At 66.4% G+C, this 17,054-nt stretch carries 20 protein-coding genes; 3 read left to right on the forward strand and 17 right to left on the reverse strand.

What is annotated here, in order from left to right; genetic code table 11:
* Nucleotides 1–111: 111 nt before the first annotated feature.
* From KTQ37_RS08620 to mntR, 4 genes are all read right to left on the reverse strand, one after another.
* On the reverse strand, nt 112–1,338 hold the full coding sequence (locus KTQ37_RS08620; RefSeq protein ID WP_218630103.1) for a S8 family serine peptidase: 1,227 nt from the start codon (nt 1,336–1,338) through the stop codon (nt 112–114).
* Nucleotides 1,328–1,885, reverse strand: a complete 558-nt coding sequence (locus KTQ37_RS08625; protein ID WP_218630104.1) for a zf-HC2 domain-containing protein — start codon at nt 1,883–1,885, stop codon at nt 1,328–1,330. Before KTQ37_RS08625 ends, KTQ37_RS08620 begins: the two co-directional genes overlap by 11 nt.
* Nucleotides 1,882–2,436, reverse strand: coding sequence for an RNA polymerase sigma factor (locus tag KTQ37_RS08630; protein ID WP_218630105.1), 555 nt, complete (start codon nt 2,434–2,436; stop codon nt 1,882–1,884). The genes KTQ37_RS08625 and KTQ37_RS08630 overlap by 4 nt, the downstream gene beginning before the upstream one ends.
* A 98-nt stretch (nt 2,437–2,534) precedes the next feature.
* Nucleotides 2,535–2,963, reverse strand: coding sequence for a manganese-binding transcriptional regulator MntR (gene mntR, locus KTQ37_RS08635; protein ID WP_218630106.1), 429 nt, complete (start codon nt 2,961–2,963; stop codon nt 2,535–2,537).
* Nucleotides 2,964–3,113: 150 nt separating this feature from the next.
* Here mntR and KTQ37_RS08640 point away from each other — a divergent pair, with 150 nt between their 5' ends.
* The gene (locus tag KTQ37_RS08640) at nt 3,114–4,403 is read left to right on the forward strand and encodes an Nramp family divalent metal transporter (protein ID WP_218630107.1); all 1,290 of its coding nucleotides are present in this window, start codon (nt 3,114–3,116) and stop codon (nt 4,401–4,403) included.
* A gap of 83 nt (nt 4,404–4,486) precedes the next feature.
* Nucleotides 4,487–5,095 (forward strand): GntR family transcriptional regulator, encoded by a 609-nt coding sequence (locus KTQ37_RS16940; RefSeq protein WP_218630108.1) that lies wholly within the window; start codon nt 4,487–4,489, stop codon nt 5,093–5,095.
* Here the strand turns inward: KTQ37_RS16940 and KTQ37_RS08650 are convergent.
* From KTQ37_RS08650 to KTQ37_RS08710, 13 genes are all read right to left on the reverse strand, one after another.
* A complete protein-coding gene (locus KTQ37_RS08650) occupies nt 5,088–5,849 on the reverse strand; it encodes a methyltransferase (RefSeq protein WP_218630109.1) in 762 nt (253 codons plus the stop codon). The two genes, KTQ37_RS16940 and KTQ37_RS08650, sit on opposite strands and share 8 nt — an antisense overlap.
* The gene (locus KTQ37_RS08655; protein WP_218630110.1) at nt 5,846–6,466 is read right to left on the reverse strand and encodes a pimeloyl-ACP methyl esterase BioG family protein; all 621 of its coding nucleotides are present in this window, start codon (nt 6,464–6,466) and stop codon (nt 5,846–5,848) included. Before KTQ37_RS08655 ends, KTQ37_RS08650 begins: the two co-directional genes overlap by 4 nt.
* Entirely contained in the window at nt 6,463–7,749 is a 1,287-nt protein-coding gene (gene bioA, locus KTQ37_RS08660) for an adenosylmethionine--8-amino-7-oxononanoate transaminase (RefSeq protein ID WP_218630111.1), read from the reverse strand. The genes KTQ37_RS08655 and bioA overlap by 4 nt, the downstream gene beginning before the upstream one ends.
* A complete protein-coding gene (bioD, locus tag KTQ37_RS08665) occupies nt 7,746–8,372 on the reverse strand; it encodes a dethiobiotin synthase (RefSeq protein WP_218630112.1) in 627 nt (208 codons plus the stop codon). The genes bioA and bioD overlap by 4 nt, the downstream gene beginning before the upstream one ends.
* The gene (locus tag KTQ37_RS08670; protein ID WP_218630113.1) at nt 8,369–9,496 is read right to left on the reverse strand and encodes an 8-amino-7-oxononanoate synthase; all 1,128 of its coding nucleotides are present in this window, start codon (nt 9,494–9,496) and stop codon (nt 8,369–8,371) included. The genes bioD and KTQ37_RS08670 overlap by 4 nt, the downstream gene beginning before the upstream one ends.
* Nucleotides 9,493–10,473 (reverse strand): biotin synthase BioB, encoded by a 981-nt coding sequence (gene bioB, locus KTQ37_RS08675; RefSeq protein WP_218630114.1) that lies wholly within the window; start codon nt 10,471–10,473, stop codon nt 9,493–9,495. Before bioB ends, KTQ37_RS08670 begins: the two co-directional genes overlap by 4 nt.
* A gap of 133 nt (nt 10,474–10,606) precedes the next feature.
* Nucleotides 10,607–11,677, reverse strand: a complete 1,071-nt coding sequence (locus KTQ37_RS08680) for an ornithine cyclodeaminase (protein ID WP_218630115.1) — start codon at nt 11,675–11,677, stop codon at nt 10,607–10,609.
* A 7-nt stretch (nt 11,678–11,684) separates the two neighbouring features.
* The gene (locus KTQ37_RS08685) at nt 11,685–12,380 is read right to left on the reverse strand and encodes an ABC transporter permease (RefSeq protein ID WP_218630116.1); all 696 of its coding nucleotides are present in this window, start codon (nt 12,378–12,380) and stop codon (nt 11,685–11,687) included.
* A 3-nt stretch (nt 12,381–12,383) separates the two neighbouring features.
* Nucleotides 12,384–13,061 (reverse strand): ABC transporter permease, encoded by a 678-nt coding sequence (locus KTQ37_RS08690; protein WP_218630117.1) that lies wholly within the window; start codon nt 13,059–13,061, stop codon nt 12,384–12,386.
* A 10-nt stretch (nt 13,062–13,071) separates the two neighbouring features.
* Nucleotides 13,072–13,227 (reverse strand): transporter substrate-binding domain-containing protein, encoded by a 156-nt coding sequence (locus tag KTQ37_RS16995; RefSeq protein ID WP_218630118.1) that lies wholly within the window; start codon nt 13,225–13,227, stop codon nt 13,072–13,074.
* Between the two features lie 63 nt (nt 13,228–13,290).
* A complete protein-coding gene (locus KTQ37_RS16735) occupies nt 13,291–13,830 on the reverse strand; it encodes a transporter substrate-binding domain-containing protein (RefSeq protein WP_218630119.1) in 540 nt (179 codons plus the stop codon).
* 51 nt (nt 13,831–13,881) lie between these two features.
* On the reverse strand, nt 13,882–14,670 hold the full coding sequence (locus KTQ37_RS08705) for an ABC transporter ATP-binding protein (RefSeq protein ID WP_218630120.1): 789 nt from the start codon (nt 14,668–14,670) through the stop codon (nt 13,882–13,884).
* Between the two features lie 90 nt (nt 14,671–14,760).
* Nucleotides 14,761–15,663 carry a LysR family transcriptional regulator gene (locus KTQ37_RS08710; RefSeq protein ID WP_218630121.1) on the reverse strand — a complete coding sequence of 301 codons (903 nt, stop codon included), beginning with the start codon at nt 15,661–15,663 and terminating at the stop codon, nt 14,761–14,763.
* A gap of 90 nt (nt 15,664–15,753) precedes the next feature.
* Here KTQ37_RS08710 and KTQ37_RS08715 point away from each other — a divergent pair, with 90 nt between their 5' ends.
* The gene (locus KTQ37_RS08715) at nt 15,754–16,857 is read left to right on the forward strand and encodes a succinylglutamate desuccinylase/aspartoacylase family protein (RefSeq protein WP_218630122.1); all 1,104 of its coding nucleotides are present in this window, start codon (nt 15,754–15,756) and stop codon (nt 16,855–16,857) included.
* Nucleotides 16,858–17,054: the final 197 nt, after the last annotated feature.

Genomic DNA, 17,054 nt, shown 5'->3' on the forward strand with positions numbered 1-17,054 from the left:
CCGGGTTACATTCGTGTGTCGTGCGACGGAGACGGAGGGTTCAAATACTTCGGAAGAAAAATTCAGAAATCTTCTAGAGCATTGTTATTTCATCGATTTAATTGAACAAATTCAGCAGCCGGAACCCTGCACGAGGCCCCAACCGGTTTGCGTATCGCGCCCCGCAGGCCCCAGATCGCGGGCCGAGGCGCGCAGAGCGCGGCGCAATTGCTCGGTCGTGAGGGTTCTGCCCGCCCCAAGACGGGCCGCAAGCGCCGTCGCGATCGGCGCGGCATAGGAGGTTCCGCTGACATAGGCACCGCCGCCCTTTCGTGCAGCCCAGAGATCGACACCGGGCGCGGCGAACTCAACCTCGGGGCCGGTATTGGCACGCCGATAAGGGTGCAGCGCCGCGTCAACGGCGGTGACAGCGATCACCTCGGGCGCGGCGGCGGGCCAACCGACGCGGCCTGCGTCATTCCCGGCGGCAGCAATCATCACCATGCCCTGCGCCGCGGCGGCACTAAGCAGATCGGCCAGCGCGGCATTGGCCGGGCCCGAGATCGACAGGTTCACCAGGCGCACATCGCTGCGCAACAGCAGATCGAGACCCGCGCCGATCAGCTCGACATCGGTGCGCCCGCGCGTGCCCATCCCTGAGAAAGCATCCACCGCGATCAGCCGCGCGCCGGGGGCAAAACCGCCCAGGGCGCTGCCGCTGTCCTCGCCCACGATCAGGGCGGCCACCGCCGTGCCGTGATCGGGCGACTCGCCGCGCGCATCACCCATCAGCGCCACGGAATCGATCCGCGCGCCCGCAAGCGCCGGGTGGCCCCGGTCGACCGGCCCGTCGATGATCCCGACGGTGCGCCCGGCAGGCAGGCGGCAACCCGCCCCGCCTGACACCAGCGCAGGGGCGTAAACGCGCGGGGTGCCCCCGGCATAGCCGTAAAGGTGATGCGCATCGAAACGGGTGCGCGGCGCGGCGGTGCTTAGCAGTGCCTGCGCTTGCGCGAGCGATAGCCCACGCGGCAACAGGAAGACCTGCCCGACGCGGCCAAGACCGGGATAGTCGCGGCGGCGGATCTGCGTGGCCCCGGCGGCCAGCAAGGCATTGGCGGTAGGGGCGGCCTCGGCTGTGGGGCCAAGCGCGATGAATTCCGGCTGGCCACGTGTGCGGGCCACGTGCCCGGCAACGGCGCGCCGGTCCGGGCGCGGACTGTCATCCGAGGCGCTGCCCCGATCTGCGCCCGACGGCGCGCCGGTCGGGCTAGCCTGAGCATGGGCTGCGGGTGCCAGCCCCAGTGCCGCGATGACGGCAATCGCCGCCCCGATGATCTGCGCGCGCTTACTCCGCAAGGTCGGCCGCCTCGACCAGATGGGAGGCGCGCAGGGCCTCGACATCCTCATCGGAAACCGCGCGACCGGGCGCGGCGATCTCATACAGACCAAGCGCGCTCGGCCCGCCGACGATCTCAAACCCGAGCGATTGCAGCAGGCTGCGCAACTCGGATTCCGAGGCCGCCGGGGCGAAGGCCACGCTGATCGTGTCGCGCGCCTCGCCCGCCAGTTCATAGCCCGCATCGCGCTGGCCTAGCAGGAAGAGACTCTGACCGAGGAAGGCCGCCAGCGCGACCGCCGCCGCGATCTGCCAGAAGTGCGAGCGAGCGGGCGCGGGCTGCGCCTCGCGCTCAACATCGCGCATCAGGCGGGCCAGGCCGAATTCGCCGGGGCTGCGCGGCGCCTCGGCCTGCAATGTGTCGCGCATGGCCCGCAGGGCAGCAAGTTCCAGCTCAAGCGAGGGGTCTTCGGCCAAGGCCGCCTCGACCGCCGCGCGCTCGGGCGCCGAGAGCGAGCCATTGGCGTAGAAGGGCAACAGCGCCTCGATTTCTTCGCGATCCGTCATCCGGCCACCTCCCGCGTCACGCGCCCCGAAAGGCAGCGCAGCAGCAATTTCTTCGCATGGAAGATCCGCGTCTTGATCGTCCCTTCGGGGACACGGGCGACCTCGGCGATCTGGCCGTAGGGCATGTCCTCGTAGAAGGCGAGCGTGATCGCCATGCGGTGTTCGTCGCCCAGCTCATCCAGGCAGTGGCGCAGGTGCGCGGCTTCCTGCCCCGCGAGCAGCGCGGCCTCGGTATCGGCGCTGTCATCGACGATCTCGGGCGTCTCGCCCGGCATATCCATCCGCCCGGTCTTGCGCCGAAGGTCGATGACCTTGCGCCAGGCGATTCCAAAGACCCATGTCTGCACTTTCGATTTCCCCTCGAAACGGCCCGCGCTGCGCCAGACCTCCATGAACACGTCATGAAGTATGTCGGCTGCCTCATGCGGATCGTTCAATCGCGAGAGGATGAATCTGTAGAGCGGCCGCTCCAATTGCCGGTACAGCGCCGCCAGCGCCGCCTTGTCATGCGCCGCAATCGCCGAAAGGAATGGGGCGAGGGGATCGGTCAAGCTCTGTCCTGTGCACGAATACGAGGGCGGCAAGAAACGGAAGAAACGCGCCTGTAGTGTTTTGGACGAGGGCACCCACTGTCAAGCGGGCTGCACGCTTAGCCGCGCCCGCGCAGGAAACGTTCGAACACCGCCAGCGTCTCGTCCGAGACGTGATGCTCGATCCCCTCGGCATCCAGCTCGGCCACGGAGTGGGGAACGCCCACGGCCACCAGAAATTCGACCACCGTGCGATGCCGCCCGCGCACCCTGTCGGCCAGATCGGCGCCCTTGTCAGTCAAGAACACGCCGCGATAGGGCCGCGAGGTTGCCAGACCCTCGCGCTTGAGCCGCCCGATCGCCTTGGTCGCCGTCGGCTGCGCCACGCCCATGCGTTCTGCGATATCGGCCACGCGCGCCTCGCCGAATTCCTCGATCAGATCGCCGATCATCTCGACGTAATCCTCCAGAAGCGCCACGGCCTGCGCCTCGCGGGCACGGGCGAAGCGGTCCGCCGGGCTTTGGTCGTCGCTATGGCTGTCTGTCATCGGTCAGTCCCTGATCGGTGGGATATTAGCTATAGCCAAGGGTAACAAATTTGCCAGAACAATCGCCCACCGCGTCACATTGTAATTTGCCGGTTGCAATTAAAATAGCCATGGCTATGCATTTCACCAAAGCCTATATCGGGGAATCACATGAGCAATCTGACAGGCAGGACCCGCCTTGGCATTTCCGCCGCGCTGAGTGGCGAGCGCTCGGGTTGGCGCAGTCGGCTTGTCTTCGCGGGGCCAGCGATCATCGCCTCGGTCGCCTATATGGACCCGGGCAATTACGCGACGAACATCCAGGCGGGGGCGGGCTATGGCTACAAGCTGCTGTGGGTGGTGTTTCTGGCGAACCTGATCGCGATGCTGTTCCAGGCGCTGTCGGCGCGCCTCGGCATCGTGACGGGCAAGAACCTGGCCGAGCTGTCGCGCGACAACTTCCCGCGCCCCGTCGTCTGGGCCATGTGGGTGGTCAGCGAGATCGCCGCCATGGCCACTGACCTGGCCGAGTTTCTGGGCGGCGCCATTGGCCTTGCGCTGCTATTCGACCTACCGCTGATCGTCGGCATGGCGATCACCGCGATCATCACCTACGCGATCCTTGTGTTCGAGCGGCAGGGTTTCCGCCCGATGGAACTGATCATCGGCGCGCTCGTGGGTGTGATCGGGCTGTGCTACCTGGCCGAGGTTCTGATCGCGCCGATCGACTGGAAATCGGCGGGCATGGGCATCTTGCAGCCCGCTCTGCCCGATAGCGCCGCGCTGACCATCGCGGTCGGGATCATTGGCGCGACGGTGATGCCCCATGCGATCTACCTGCACTCAGGGCTGACGCAGGCGCGGGCCGATCTGCGCAACGACCGCGATCGCCGCAAGGTGCTGAAATACTCCAACGTCGAGGTGGTGCTGGCGCTGGCCGTCGCCGGGATGATCAACATGGCGATGGTGATGATGGCCGCAAGCGCCTTCCATCAGGGCCATTCCGATGTCGCCGAGATCGAGACCGCCTACCACACGCTGACCCCTCTTTTGGGCGCGGCAGCGGCGGGGATGTTCCTGACCTCGCTGATCGCCTCGGGGATTTCCAGTTCGGTCGTGGGCACCATGGCGGGGCAGATGATCATGCAGGGCTTCTTGCGCTTTCACGTGCCGGTCTGGCTGCGCCGTCTGGTCACCATGGTGCCCGCCTTCGCCGTGGTCGCCGCCGGGGTGAACGCGACCGACGCGCTGGTGCTGTCGCAGGTGATCCTGTCCATCGCCCTGCCGGTGCCGATGATCGCGCTGATCATCTTCTCGATGCGCCGCGACATCATGGGCGAGTTTGCCGCCGGGCCGCTGGTGCGCGGGCTGGCGATTGCGGGGGCGGGGGCGGTGCTCAGCCTCAACTTCGTGCTGCTGGCGGATACGTTTGGGGTGCCGATCCCGTTTCTGGGGGGCTGAAACGCCCCTCGCCCGGCGCTTTCGGCTTCTCTGGCGCGCGGAAACTGGTTAGGTGAATACGTCCCTTCGCAACCGTTTCCGCCGTGACCGATCAACAGAACATCAAATCGGATCAGATCGCCCAGCTGCTGACCACGCGCATCGTGCGTGGTGAGTTCGCGCCGGGTGAGAAGCTGTTGCAAGACCATATCGCCCGCGAATACGGCGTGAGCCACGTTACCGTGCGCGAGGCGTTTCTCTATCTTGCCGGGCGCGGGCTGGCGGTGCGCCTGCCGCGCCGCGGGATCTGCGTGGCGCCGCTCGATCGCAGCGCAGTCGAGGAGCTGCGGCTGATGCGTCAGGCGCTGGAACCCGTCGCGCTGCTGCATTCGGTGCCGCATCTGACCCCCGCACAGATCGCCCATGCCGAGGCGATGCGCCTGGCCTGTGATGCGGCGCAAACCGCCGTCGACTGGGAAGAGGCCAATCGCCAGTTCCACATGGCGATCATCGCCGGGTGCGGCATGGCCCGGCTGAGCGAAGAGATCGACAACCTGCAGCTGCTCTATGCGCGCCATTTCCTGGTCAAACATGCCAGCCGCTGGAAGCCGCGCAGCGACCCCGACCATCAGGCGATCATGTCCGCCATCCGCGAGCGCGACGCCGCCCGCGCCAGCGCGGTCATGCAGCGCCATCTGGCACGGCTCAGCTAGCGGCGCGGCGCGCTATAATCCAGATCGGGTGATAGGTCAGCGGCACGCCCCGCGCGGTGCCGAAGAGCGCGCGATAGTCTGCATCGAACTGCGCCAGACGCGCCCGCGTCCAGACCTGCGAGGCCGCGCCGTTCACGCCGGTTTCACGCAGGTGGCGCAGCACATCGCGCGGGGTGTCGAACCACAAGACGTCTTGCCGCTCGCCAAGATCGAGAATCTCGACACCTTTGGGAAGGCTGTCCGCCAGTTGCCCCGCAGCGATCAGCCCCGGCGCATGGGCCTCTGACCCGAGCCGGGCAAGCTCGTGAAACTGCGCCGGGCCAAACCCCGAGATCGCGAGCCAACCACCCGGCGCCAGCGCCTGCGCCGCACGGGTGACAAGCCCGCCGGGTGCATCCAGCCACTGGATCACCGAGGCCGAGGCGATCAGATCGGGCTGCGGGGGCCAGTCGCAATGGCGCGCATCGCCCGGAGTGAACTCCGCGCCGTGGTGCTCTGCCGTCGCGCGGGCGCCCTCGGTCAGATCGTTCAGCGTGAGCCGGTCGAACCCGAAGCGCGCCCGCAGCGCCTGCGTCAGATGGCCGGTGCCACAGCCGATCTCAAAGCCCTGCGCAAAGCGCGCGGGCGCCCCAAGCGCCGCCAGCCGCGCAGCCAGATGATCGGCGATGCGTGCCTGCGGCACGGTCGCGGCATGATAGCTCGCAAAGCTGCGGCGAAAGCTGCGCGCGACACGCTCGGCGGACACGGCGCTCATGCGAACCACTCCTGCCAGCTTTGACCGGGGCGGAAGGGCATGTGGCCGCCGGGGACGCGCCGCACCACCGCGGCCTGTTCGTTCCACGCCAGAACCTGCGCCGCAGTGGGGATGATCCGGTCGCCATCCGCAATCCAGATCCTGTCGAAAGGTATTTCCTGCGCCGCACCGCGCGCGGCGATCACGCGCAACTCGGCCGCTGCGGCGTGGTAGTCGATGGCAGGGACGGGCTCGGTCACGCCCGCACGCTGGCAAAAACGCACGAAGTTTTCCGCGTTTAGCCCGTCGGCGGTGCCGGAGACCGTTTCGGGGGGAATTCCGCGCTGCGGATCGGCGGGATGCAGCGTTCCGTTCACCGCCACGAGCCGCGCGGGCCGCACACCCGCACGCGCCAGCCAATGCGCAGCCGAGGCCACACCGAAGGAATAGGCCAGTAGCCGCAGCCGGGCATAGCCCGCCACCTCGGGCAGCGGATCGTCGAGGTCGATGTAGTCATCTACCACCAGCACATCGGCGGCCCCGGTCAGCCCGGCAAACGGTGCCGCACCAAGGCCCCAGCCCGAAAAAACCAGCGTCAACTCGTCCGAGCCGTCGCGCGCTAGCCAGTGCCGCCTCATGCCGCGCCTCCGGCCAGCGCGACCATGGCCGAGGTCACGCGGCGCAGTTCCTCTGGGGTGATCGTATAGGGTGGCATCGCGTAGATATTGCGCGCGAAGGGGCGCAACCAAACGCCGGTTTCGGGCGCGAGCCGATGCGCGATGGAGGGGTCAACCGGGGTGGCCATCTCGATCACGCCGATGGCGCCCAGAACCCGCACATCGGCCACACCGGGAAGATCGCGCGCGGGCGCCAGTTCGGCCTGCATCTGTTGCGCGATGGCCGCGACCTGCCCGCGCCACGCACCGGCCTCAAGCAGCCCAAGGCTTGCGCAGCCCGCCGCGCAGGCCAGCGGATTGGCCATATAGGTCGGCCCATGCATGAACACGCCCGCCGCGCTCTCGCCGATGGTGTGTGCGACCTCGGCCGTGGCGATGGTGGCCGCGAAAGAGATATGCCCACCGGTCAGCGCCTTACCGAGACACAGGATATCGGGCGCGATCCCGGCATGATCCATCGCGAACATCTCGCCCGTGCGGCCAAAGCCGGTGGCGATCTCGTCGAAGATCACCAGCACATCGTGCGCCTCGCACAGCGCGCGGGCGCCGCGCAGCCATTCGGGGTGGTAGAAGTACATCCCCCCCGCGCCCTGCACGACGGGCTCAAGGATCAGCGCGGCGATTTTCTCGCCCTGCTCGGCCAGCAGTTGCGCCAGCGACGCGAGCCCGTTTTGCGCCGGGTCTTCGGGCCATGGCGCACCGAAAGCCACCGGCGGGCGCGGCACGAAATGCTGGATCGAGAGCGCCCCGCGAAACAACCCGTGCATCCCGTTGACCGGGTCGCACACGCTCATCGCCTTCCAGGTGTCGCCGTGATAGCCGCCGCGGATCGTCGCGAAGCCCACCTTGGCATCACGGCCGCGCGCCTTGTGGTATTGCACCGCCATCTTCAGCGCCACCTCGACCGAGACCGAGCCGCTGTCGCAATAGAAGATCCGGTTGAGCCCCTCGGGCAGCATCGCGACCAGCTTGCGGCCAAGCTCGATCGCCGGGGCGTGCGTCAGCCCGCCGAACATCACATGCGGCATCCGCCCGAGTTGATCGGCCATGGCCGAGGTGATCGCCGGATGGCGGTGGCCATGAATCGCACACCACCACGAGGACATCGCGTCGACCATCCGCACCCCGTCGTCGCGGGTCAGCCAGACGCCCTCGGCCTCGGCGATCAGGTGCATCGGGCCGGGCTTGGCGACGTTGGTATAGGGGTGCCACAGGTGGCGGGCGTCGAACGCGAGCGGGGTCATAGCGCGGCCTCGATGGCGGGCAGGTCGATCGCCTCGAAGGCGCGGGACAGGCTATGCGGATCGAGCGGCGCAAGCGGGCCGACCCGCCCCAGATGCCGCACCCGGCAGATCTGGGCGATGCTGTCTTCGACCTCGGGCTCGGGCGGGCCCATGAAGGCCACGCCCACCACCCGGCAGCCCGCGCCGCGCAGCGCGGCCAGCGACAACGCGGTGTGGTTGATCGTGCCGAGTGCCGTGCGCGCAACCAGAATGACCGGCGCGCCCCAACGCGCGAACATGTCGAGGTACGAGACCTCGCGCGTCAGCGGCACCATGACACCGCCCGCCCCCTCGACCACAAGGCGGCCCTCAACCTGCGGCAGGGCAAGGCGCGCGGTGTCGATGCGCAGCCCCTCGGTCTCGGCGGCCAGATGCGGCGAGGCCGGCCGCTTGAGGCGATAGGCCTCGGGCAGCGTCGGGCGACCGGACAGCGCGGCGACGACCTCGCGGTCTGTAGCCTCCTCTAGGCCTGCCTGCACCGGTTTCCAGTAGCTTGCGCCCAGTGCGGCGGTCAGCCCGGCGGCAAAGACGGTCTTGCCCACGCCGGTATCGGTACCGGTGACGATGACGATGACGGGTTTCATGATGCCTCCTGCTGGTGAGCGATGGCTTCAAACAGAGCGGTGATCTGCGCGGGACTCACGTTTCCGGAAATCGACACCCGGAGCCGCGCCGTGCCGCGCGGCACGGTCGGCGGGCGGATGCCGCGCACATCGAATCCTTGCGCGCGCAGCGCCTCGGCGCGGGACATGGCCAGCGCATCCTCGCCCAGAATGACCGGGATGATCTGGCTGTGCAGCACGTCGATCCCGCACAGGCGGCGCGCCTCAGCATGGGCATGGGCCATCCGCGCCTGAGCCAAGGTCACAAGGTCGGGCTGTTGCGCCAAGGCGTGTAGCGCGGCGCGGGTGATCGCGGCGCTCAGCGGCGCCGGCGCGGTCGCGAAGATGAAGGGCCGCGCGCGGTTGATCAGCGTGTCGATCATCACCCGCGCGCCGCAGATCAGCCCGCCCGACGATCCAAGCGCCTTGCCGCAGGTGTGCAGCGTGAGCACCTCGGCATTCAGGTCATGCGCCATCCCGCGCCCCTGCGGGCCGAAGATACCGGTGGCATGGGCCTCATCGACGACCAGAACGGCGCCCGACTCGCGGCTCAGGGCGGCCAGATCGGTTAGGGGCGCCAGGTCGCCCTCCATCGAATAGACGCTTTCAACCGCGATCCAGACCTGACCGCGCCCGCCATCACTGCGCCATTGCGCTAGAACGCGGCGTGCATCCTCGGTGTCGTTATGGGCAAAGGCGCGCGCGGTGGCGCGCCCAAGCCGCATCCCCTCGTGCGCGCTGGCGTGAACCAAGGCGTCATGCAAGATCAGATCGTCCGCCGCGGGCAGGGTCGAGAAGATCGCCTGATTGGCCTGAAAGCCGCCACCCATGTACAGCGCGGCCTCGACCCCAAAGAACGCGGCGGCCTCGGCCTCCAGCCCCTCATGCTCGGGGTGGTTGCCGCGCAAAAGGCGCGAGCCACCGGCCCCCGGGGGCACGCCGCGCGCCAGCGCCTGCTGCGCCGCATCGCGCAACAAGGCGGAGCCCGCCAGCCCGAGATAGTCGTTCGAAGCGAAATCGAGCCCCTCCTGGGGGATCAGCCGGCGCAGCCGGTGCCGCGCGGCCAGCGCCTCAAGCGCGCCAGCCAGCCGGGCCGCGGTCGTCATTCCGCCGCTTCCGTGCAGGCATGCTCCTCTGCCGCCATCGGTTGCAGGCCGAGCTTGGCGAAAAGCGCCATGTCGCGGCTGTCGCCGGGGTTCTCGGCGGTCAGCAGCGTGTCGCCCGCAAAGATCGAATTCGCGCCGGCGAAGAAGCACAGCGCCTGCATCTCGTCGCTCATCTCGCTGCGACCGGCCGAGAGGCGCACATGCGATTGCGGCATCATGATCCGCGCCAGAGCAATCACACGCACGAAGGCGATCGGGTCAATCGGCTCGGCCTTGGCCAAGGGCGTGTCGGCCTGCGGCATCAGCATGTTGATCGGTACCGAATCCGGGGCCTTGGGCAGATTGGCCAGCGACACCAGCATGTCGATGCGGTCGGTGGCCTCTTCGCCCATGCCCATGATCCCGCCCGAGCAAACCTTGATCCCGGCCTCTTGCACGCGGTTGAGCGTGGCGATCCGGTCGGCGAAGGTGCGGGTGGTGATGACCTCTGGGTAATAGCGTTCCGAGGTGTCGATATTGTGGTTGTAGTAATCGAGCCCCGCATCGCGCAGCCGCACGACCTGCGTGTCATCAAGCATCCCGAGCGTCATGCAGCTTTCCATGCCCATCGCCTTGACGCCCTCGACCATGGCCACCAGCGTATCCATGTCGCGCTCCTTGGGCTCGCGCCAGGCGGCGCCCATGCAAAACCGCGTCGCGCCGCCTTCGCGCGCCTTGCGGGCCTCGCTCAGCACCCGCTCGACCTCGATCAGCTTCGAAGCCGACAGGTTTGAGCCATTGCGCGCCGATTGCGAGCAGTAGGAGCAATCCTCGGCGCAGCCACCGGTCTTGATCGACAGAAGCCGCGACATCTGCACCTTGTTCGGATCGAAATGCGCGCGATGCACAGTCTGGGCACGGAACAGCAGTTCCACGAAGGGCAGATCGTGCAGGGCTGCGGCGGCCTCGCGGGTCCATTTCGGCTGTGCGTTGCTCATTTTATCGATAAAATCCCAAGGTGACGTTTCGGGATCCTTGTTTATCGATAATTTTTGAACATGCAACAAATAAGAAACGGGCGCCGCATCTCTGCGGCGCCCCGGATAGATTTCAACGGGTCCCGGCGCGCGCTTACGACGCGGCGGTGGCCATCTCCCGCGGCGGGGTATTCGCGGCCGAGCGCAGGATCATCCCATAAAGATCGCGCGGCTCATCGGGATCGGCCAGCATGTCGAGCGGCGTGCACAGCCCGGTGGCCGAAACGCGATCACGCAGGTAACGCAGGGCACTGAAATCCTCGGTTGCGAAGCCGACCGAATCGAAGATCGTGATCTGCTGGTTCGACACACGGCCCGGCGCATGGCCGGTCAGCACCTGCCAGAACTCGGTCACCGGATGGTCGGGGTCAAGCTGCTGGATCTCGCCCTCGATGCGGGTCTGCGGCGGATATTCCACGAAGATATCCGAGCGCAGCAGCACATCGCGCGCCAGTTCGGTCTTGCCGGGGCAATCGCCGCCCACCGCGTTGATATGCACGCCCTCGGCGACCATGTTGTCGGACAGGATCGTCGCGTAACGCTTGTCGGCGGTGACGGTGGTGATGATCTGGGCGCCCAGAACGGCCTCTTGCGCGCTGGCGCAGGCCTGCATCGAAAAGCCCTTGCCCGAGAGGTTTGCGATCAGACGCTCGGTCGCGCTCGGGTCGATGTCATAGAGGCGGAACTTGCGGATCCCCATCAGCGCGTGGAAGGCAAGCGCCTGGAACTCGGACTGCGCGCCATTGCCGATGATGGCCACGGTGTCGGCCCCGCGCGGCGCCAGCACCTTGGTGGTCAGCGCCGAGGTCGCCGCCGTGCGCAGCGCGGTCAGGATGGTCATCTCGGACATCAGCACCGGATAGCCCGTCGCCACATCGGCCAGCACCCCGAAGGCGGTCACGGTCTGGCGGCCGCTGCGGGTATTCTCGGGGTGACCGTTCACATATTTGAAGCTGTAGGTTTCGCCGTCCGAGGTCGGCATCAGCTCGATCACGCCCGAATCGGAATGGGCGGCGACGCGCGGCGTCTTGTCGAAGCTTTCCCAGCGGCGGAAGTCGGCCTCAATATAGGCCGCCAGATCGCGCAGGAAGGTCTCCACGCCAGTGAGGGTAACGATCCGCATCATGTGATCGACGCTGACGAACGGAACGAGATTGAGGGACATGTCAGTCTTACCGGGTTGAGGCAGGGCGCAGATGCGCCTGCAGATGACGCGCGGCGATCCCAAAGGCGCCGGCGATGAGGAACGTAAGCGCCAGGTAGAGCACGGCCGCCGTGACCAGCCCTTCGTAGGCGAGGTAGTATTTGCCGTTCAGCGTGCGCCCGGCGCCCAGGATATCCTGGATGGTGATGATGCTGGCCACGGTCGAGCCATGCAGCATCAAGATCACCTCGTTGCCATATTGCGGCAGCGCACGGCGGAAGGCGCCGGGGATGACGATGCGGCGCAGCATCCGCAGGGGCGACATGCCGATGGCCTGAGCGGCCTCGATCTCGCCCTTCGGGGTGGCCTCGATGGCGCCGCGCAGGATCTCGGCGGTATAGGCGCCGGTATTGAGCGAGAACGCGATCAGCGCGCAGTTGAACGGGCTGCGCAGCACCGCCCAAAGAAAGCTGTCGCGGATGAACTCGAACTGCGAGAGGCCGTAATAGACCAGATAGGTCTGCACCAGCATCGGCGTGCCGCGAAACACGAAGACATAGCCGCGCAGAACCGCGTCGATATAGGGCAGGCGCATGGTGCGCAGAACCGCCACCGGCATCGCGATCAGCATGCCGATCGCCAGTGAGGCCACGGTCAGTTCCAGCGTCATCACGATGCCGTCGATGAACATGTCCGCATGTTTGAAGATCAGGTCGAAACGCATCTGTCAGAACCCCGGTCTGTAGCGGCGCTCGAGCCGATGGAGCAGGTTGCCCGATACCGCCGTCAGCGCGAGGAAGAACAAGATCACCGCCAGCATGAAGACGAAGGGCTCGCGGGTGGCCTTGCCGGCCTTGTCGGCCAGCCCGACCATGTCCTGAAGCCCGACGATCGAGATGATCGCGGTGGATTTCAGCATCACCAGCCAGGTGTTGGTAAACCCCGGCAGGGCAAGCCGCAGCATCTGCGGGAAGATGATCCGCCCAAGGATACGGCGCGGCGCAAGGCCGATGGCCTGTGCGGCCTCGATCTGGCCATGCGGCACAGACAGGTAGGCACCGCGGAAGGTCTCGGCCAGGAAGGCGCCGAAGATGAAGCCAAGCGTCACCACCCCGATGAAGAAGGGGCTCAGGCTGATCCGCTCGTATCCCATCAGTGCGAGGACCGAATTGATCGCCCGCTCGCCGCCGAAGAAGAACAGCAGCATCAGCACGAGGTCGGGAATCCCCCGCGCGATGGTCGTGTAGCTTGTGGTAACCGCCCGCCCGAGGCGGCCGCCACGCAGGTAGAGCGTGGCGAAACCGGCACCGAGGGTAAGCGCGAGGGCCATGGACAGGATCGCAACCGCAATCGTGACACCCATGCCGCCGATCAGGATCGGCAGATAACCGACGATCTTGTCCATGGCATTCCCCTTACTCGCCGTACTGGTCGGTCGAGAAGTATTGGTTGTTGATTTCCATGTACTTGCCGTTGGCGCGGATGGCCTTGATCGCGCCGTTCAGCTTTTCACGCAGCTCGTCCTCGCCGGGGCGCAGGGCGATACCGGCACCCTCGCCGAAGTATTCCACCTCACGGTGCGGCGCGCCGAAGAAGGCAAAGCCCTCGCCGGCCGGGGTCGAAAGGAAGGCGATCTAGCCGGTGCCCGCATCGACGAAGGCCGCGTCGATCCGCCCGGCCGTCAGGTCGAGGTAGATCTCTTCTTCCGAGCCATAGAGGCCAAGCTCAACATCAGGGAACTCGCCAGCCATGAAGTCATGCGCGATGGTGCCGCGCTGCACGCCGACGCGCTTGCCCGAGAGGCCCTCGGTAGTGTCGGTCAGCCCCGCATCGGCCTTGCCGATGAACATGTTGGGCGATTGCAGGTATTTCTGGGTGAAGGCCACGACCTGCGCGCGTTCGGGCGTGATCGACATTGAGGCGATGATCGCATCGCATTTGCCTTCGAGCAGCGAGGGGATCATGGCGTCCCAGTCGGTCTTCACCAGCGGGCAGTCCACGCCGATCTCGGCGCAGAGCGCGTTGGTGAGGTCGATATCCATACCGACGATCTCGCCCTTTTCGTTCATCATCGACATGGGCGGGTAGGCGCCCTCGACGCAAACCTTCATCTCGGTCGCACCGGCAAGGGCGGTGGTGGCAAGCAGGGCCGCAATGGCCGCGATAGTTTTCATTTGCAGTTCTCCTGTTGGTTTCTTCGTGGTGGTTATGTGGAGCCGGACGCCTCAGTTGAGGCGGACGTGCTTGAGGAATTGGGTCAGGCGCTCGGACTTGGGGGCGCCGAAAATCTCGGCGGGCGGGCCGCTTTCCTCGACAAGTCCCTTGTGCAGGAACACGACCTTCGAGGCGACGTCGCGCGCGAAAGCCATTTCATGCGTGACCAGAAGCATGGTGCGCCCCTCGGTCGCGAGGTCGCGGATCACCGCCAGCACCTCGGCCACCAGTTCGGGGTCAAGCGCCGAGGTCGGTTCGTCGAACAGCATCACCTCCGGTTGCATGGCCAGCGCGCGGGCAATGGCGATACGTTGCTGCTGGCCGCCGGAAAGCTGTGCCGGATAGGCGCCCTCGCGGCCCTTCATGCCGACGCGTTCCAGCAGCGATTGCGCCAGGGTGACGGCCTCGTCGCGGTGCATGCCGTGGATCTGGGTCGGGCCTTCGATCAGGTTCTCCAGAACCGTCATGTGCGACCACAGATTAAAGCTTTGAAAGACGAAGCCCAGCTTGGAGCGAATACGGCGCAGCTGACGCGGATCGCGCGCCACACGGCGCCCCTTGCGGTGCACAAGGTCCATATGCTCGCCATTGACGAAGATCTCGCCCTGCGAGCAATCCTCTAGCTGGTTGATGCAGCGCAGGAAGGTGGACTTGCCCGAGCCCGAGGCCCCGATCAGCGCGATCACATCGCCCTGATGCGCCTCAAGCGAGATGCCGCGCAGAACCTCGAGCGCGCCATAGCTCTTGTGCAGATCCCGGACGGCAAGGCGCAATGCGCCCGAAGGTTCCAAGCCTTGCATTGTGATTTCCCCTGTCGGTGGCCGTTTGGTTGTCGTTGCGAAAACGCTACCACCGGCCCCGCGCGACAGGGCATGAGAAATCAGCTCAACTCATGAACCATATTCATGCCTGTTCCGACGCGCCGCAGCACGCAGCCAGGTGACGAGCCGCGCGATGTCGGGTTCGTTGCGGCGCTCGTATTTGACCTGGATGTCATAGGTCAGCCCGGTGGGCACCGGATCGCCCGGCAGGCGCACCACCTCGCCACGCGCCATCAGTGGAAAGGCGATGAAATCGGGAACCAGCGCCGCGCCCATGCCCGCGCGCACCATCTCTAGCGCGAGCAGGTAATGCGAGCAGCACCGCCAAGCGCCTTCGCGAAGCGCACTCATTTCAAGCCCGTTGAGCACGGCGAAGGCCTCCCAGTCCTTACCGGTCAGAACCGGGTCGGTATCCGAAGAGATCAGCGGGATCGGCCGCGCAAAGGCCTGCCGAAACTGCGGTGCGGCCACGGGCACCAGCAATTCGCGGAAGAGCCGCGTGGACCAATAGCCCCGCCGCTGCGGCTCGGAGCTGACGAATACATCCGCGACCCGGTCGGTGATCTCTGGCGGATCCGAAATCATGATCAGGCGCAGGTCGATATCGGGGTTCTTCTCGGTGAATTGGGGCAGCGCGGGGATCATCCAGCCCGACGCGAAGGACGAATAAAGCGCCAGCCGCACCATGCGCCGGTTCACACCGATCGTCGCGGCGGCGGATTGCTCGATCAGATCGAAAGCGCCATCGAGCGAATCGGCCAGCCGTCTGCCTGCATCCGTCAGACTGATGGACCGGCCTTGACGCTCGATCAGCACTTCCCCCAGCAAATCCGAGAGCTTGCGCAGCTGATGGCTGGCGGCGCTTTGGGTGATACCAAGCTCTTCGGCGGCCGCCGTCACCGACAGGTGCCGCGCGACGGCATCGAAAACCTGGAACCCGCGCAGGTTCATCTGGGTGCGGCGCTTGGTCATTCATGAACTCCGCTCATCGTGTTTCAAGCGAACTCATTACTCGATCCGCTGTCAAGAACCTAGAGTGGGCGCAGGTCACAGGAGAGTATCATGCAGACGGAACAGGTCGCCCTCACCCCTGGCCCGATGAACGGGAGCAGGCATCTCACGGTCTATCGGTTCGGCACCCCCGGCGCGCGGCCGCGCGTCTATATCCAGGGCGGGCTTCATGCCGATGAGGCGCCCGGGATGCTGGTGGGGTTCAGTCTGCGCGACAGCCTTGCCAAGCTGGAGGCCGAGGGCCGCATCAAGGGCGAGGTGCTGCTGGTGCCGCTGGCGAACCCGATTGGTTTGGATCAGGGCGTGGTCGGCGGCAGCTTCGGGCGCTTTGAGGCGACGAGCGGGCAGAACTTCAACCGCGACTTTCCCGATGCGGCGGCGCTGGCGCTGGCGGCAGACGACCGCGCGCCGGGCAATGACCCGGTCGCCGAGTTGCGCACCCGCCTGGCCGCGGCGCTGGACACGCTGCAACCGTGCAGCCCGATCGGCGCGCTGCAACGCGCGCTGCTACGCATGGCCATCGACGCCGATATCGTGCTGGACATGCACTGCGATTCAGAAGCCGTGACGCATATCTATTGCCACGCCGAGCAGACCGAGGAAGCCGCCCGACTGGGGCACGCGACCGGCTCGGCCGCGGTGCTTCATGCCGAGGTGCAGGGCGGGCGCTCGTTCGACGAGGCCTGCACCCTGCCCTGGGTGGCGCTGCGCGAGCGTTTCCAGATCGACCTGCCGATTGCCTGTTTCGCCGTCACGCTGGAATGGCGCGGCGTGTTGGACACCTGCCCCGACGAGGCCCGCCGCGATGCCGAGGCCGTCATCTCCTGGCTGGCGGACACCGGCTGCATCGAAGGCCCCGCCGGGCAGTCACGCGGCGAAGGTGCTGCGCCCACGCCGCTGGCCGCGGTCGAGGTGGTCAGCGCCCCGGCGCCGGGTCTGTTCCATGCCTGCATCGAGCCGGGTGCGCGGGTGCAGGCGGGCACCCTGTTGGGCACTGTAAAAAGCTTCCCTGACGGGCAGGACATTGCGATCCACGCCAGCACCGAGGGCGTACTTTATGCGCGCGAACAGATGCGCATCGTGCGCGCGGGTACCGACCTGTTCTTCGTGGCCGGTCAGAAGCCGCTGCGACAGGGAATGCTTCTGGGGGCGTGACCGCTGGGCGGGGCGCAGCGATGCGCCCTGCCACATGCCCTGACGTCAGCTCCTGCCAGAGCGTCACTTTGTCTGTTTTCACCGACAGGCCATAGCCGCTAAGTGCTTAACCAGATGGAAAACTTTCGATTGTAGCAAGCGGAAAGCCGCTGCAAGGGAAAGCCTCATCCAATGAGTGTGGCGTGTCAGTAGGCAGG

The sequence above is a fragment of the Sedimentimonas flavescens genome, assembly GCF_019264375.1.
GTDB lineage: Bacteria > Pseudomonadota > Alphaproteobacteria > Rhodobacterales > Rhodobacteraceae > Rhodobacter > Rhodobacter flavescens.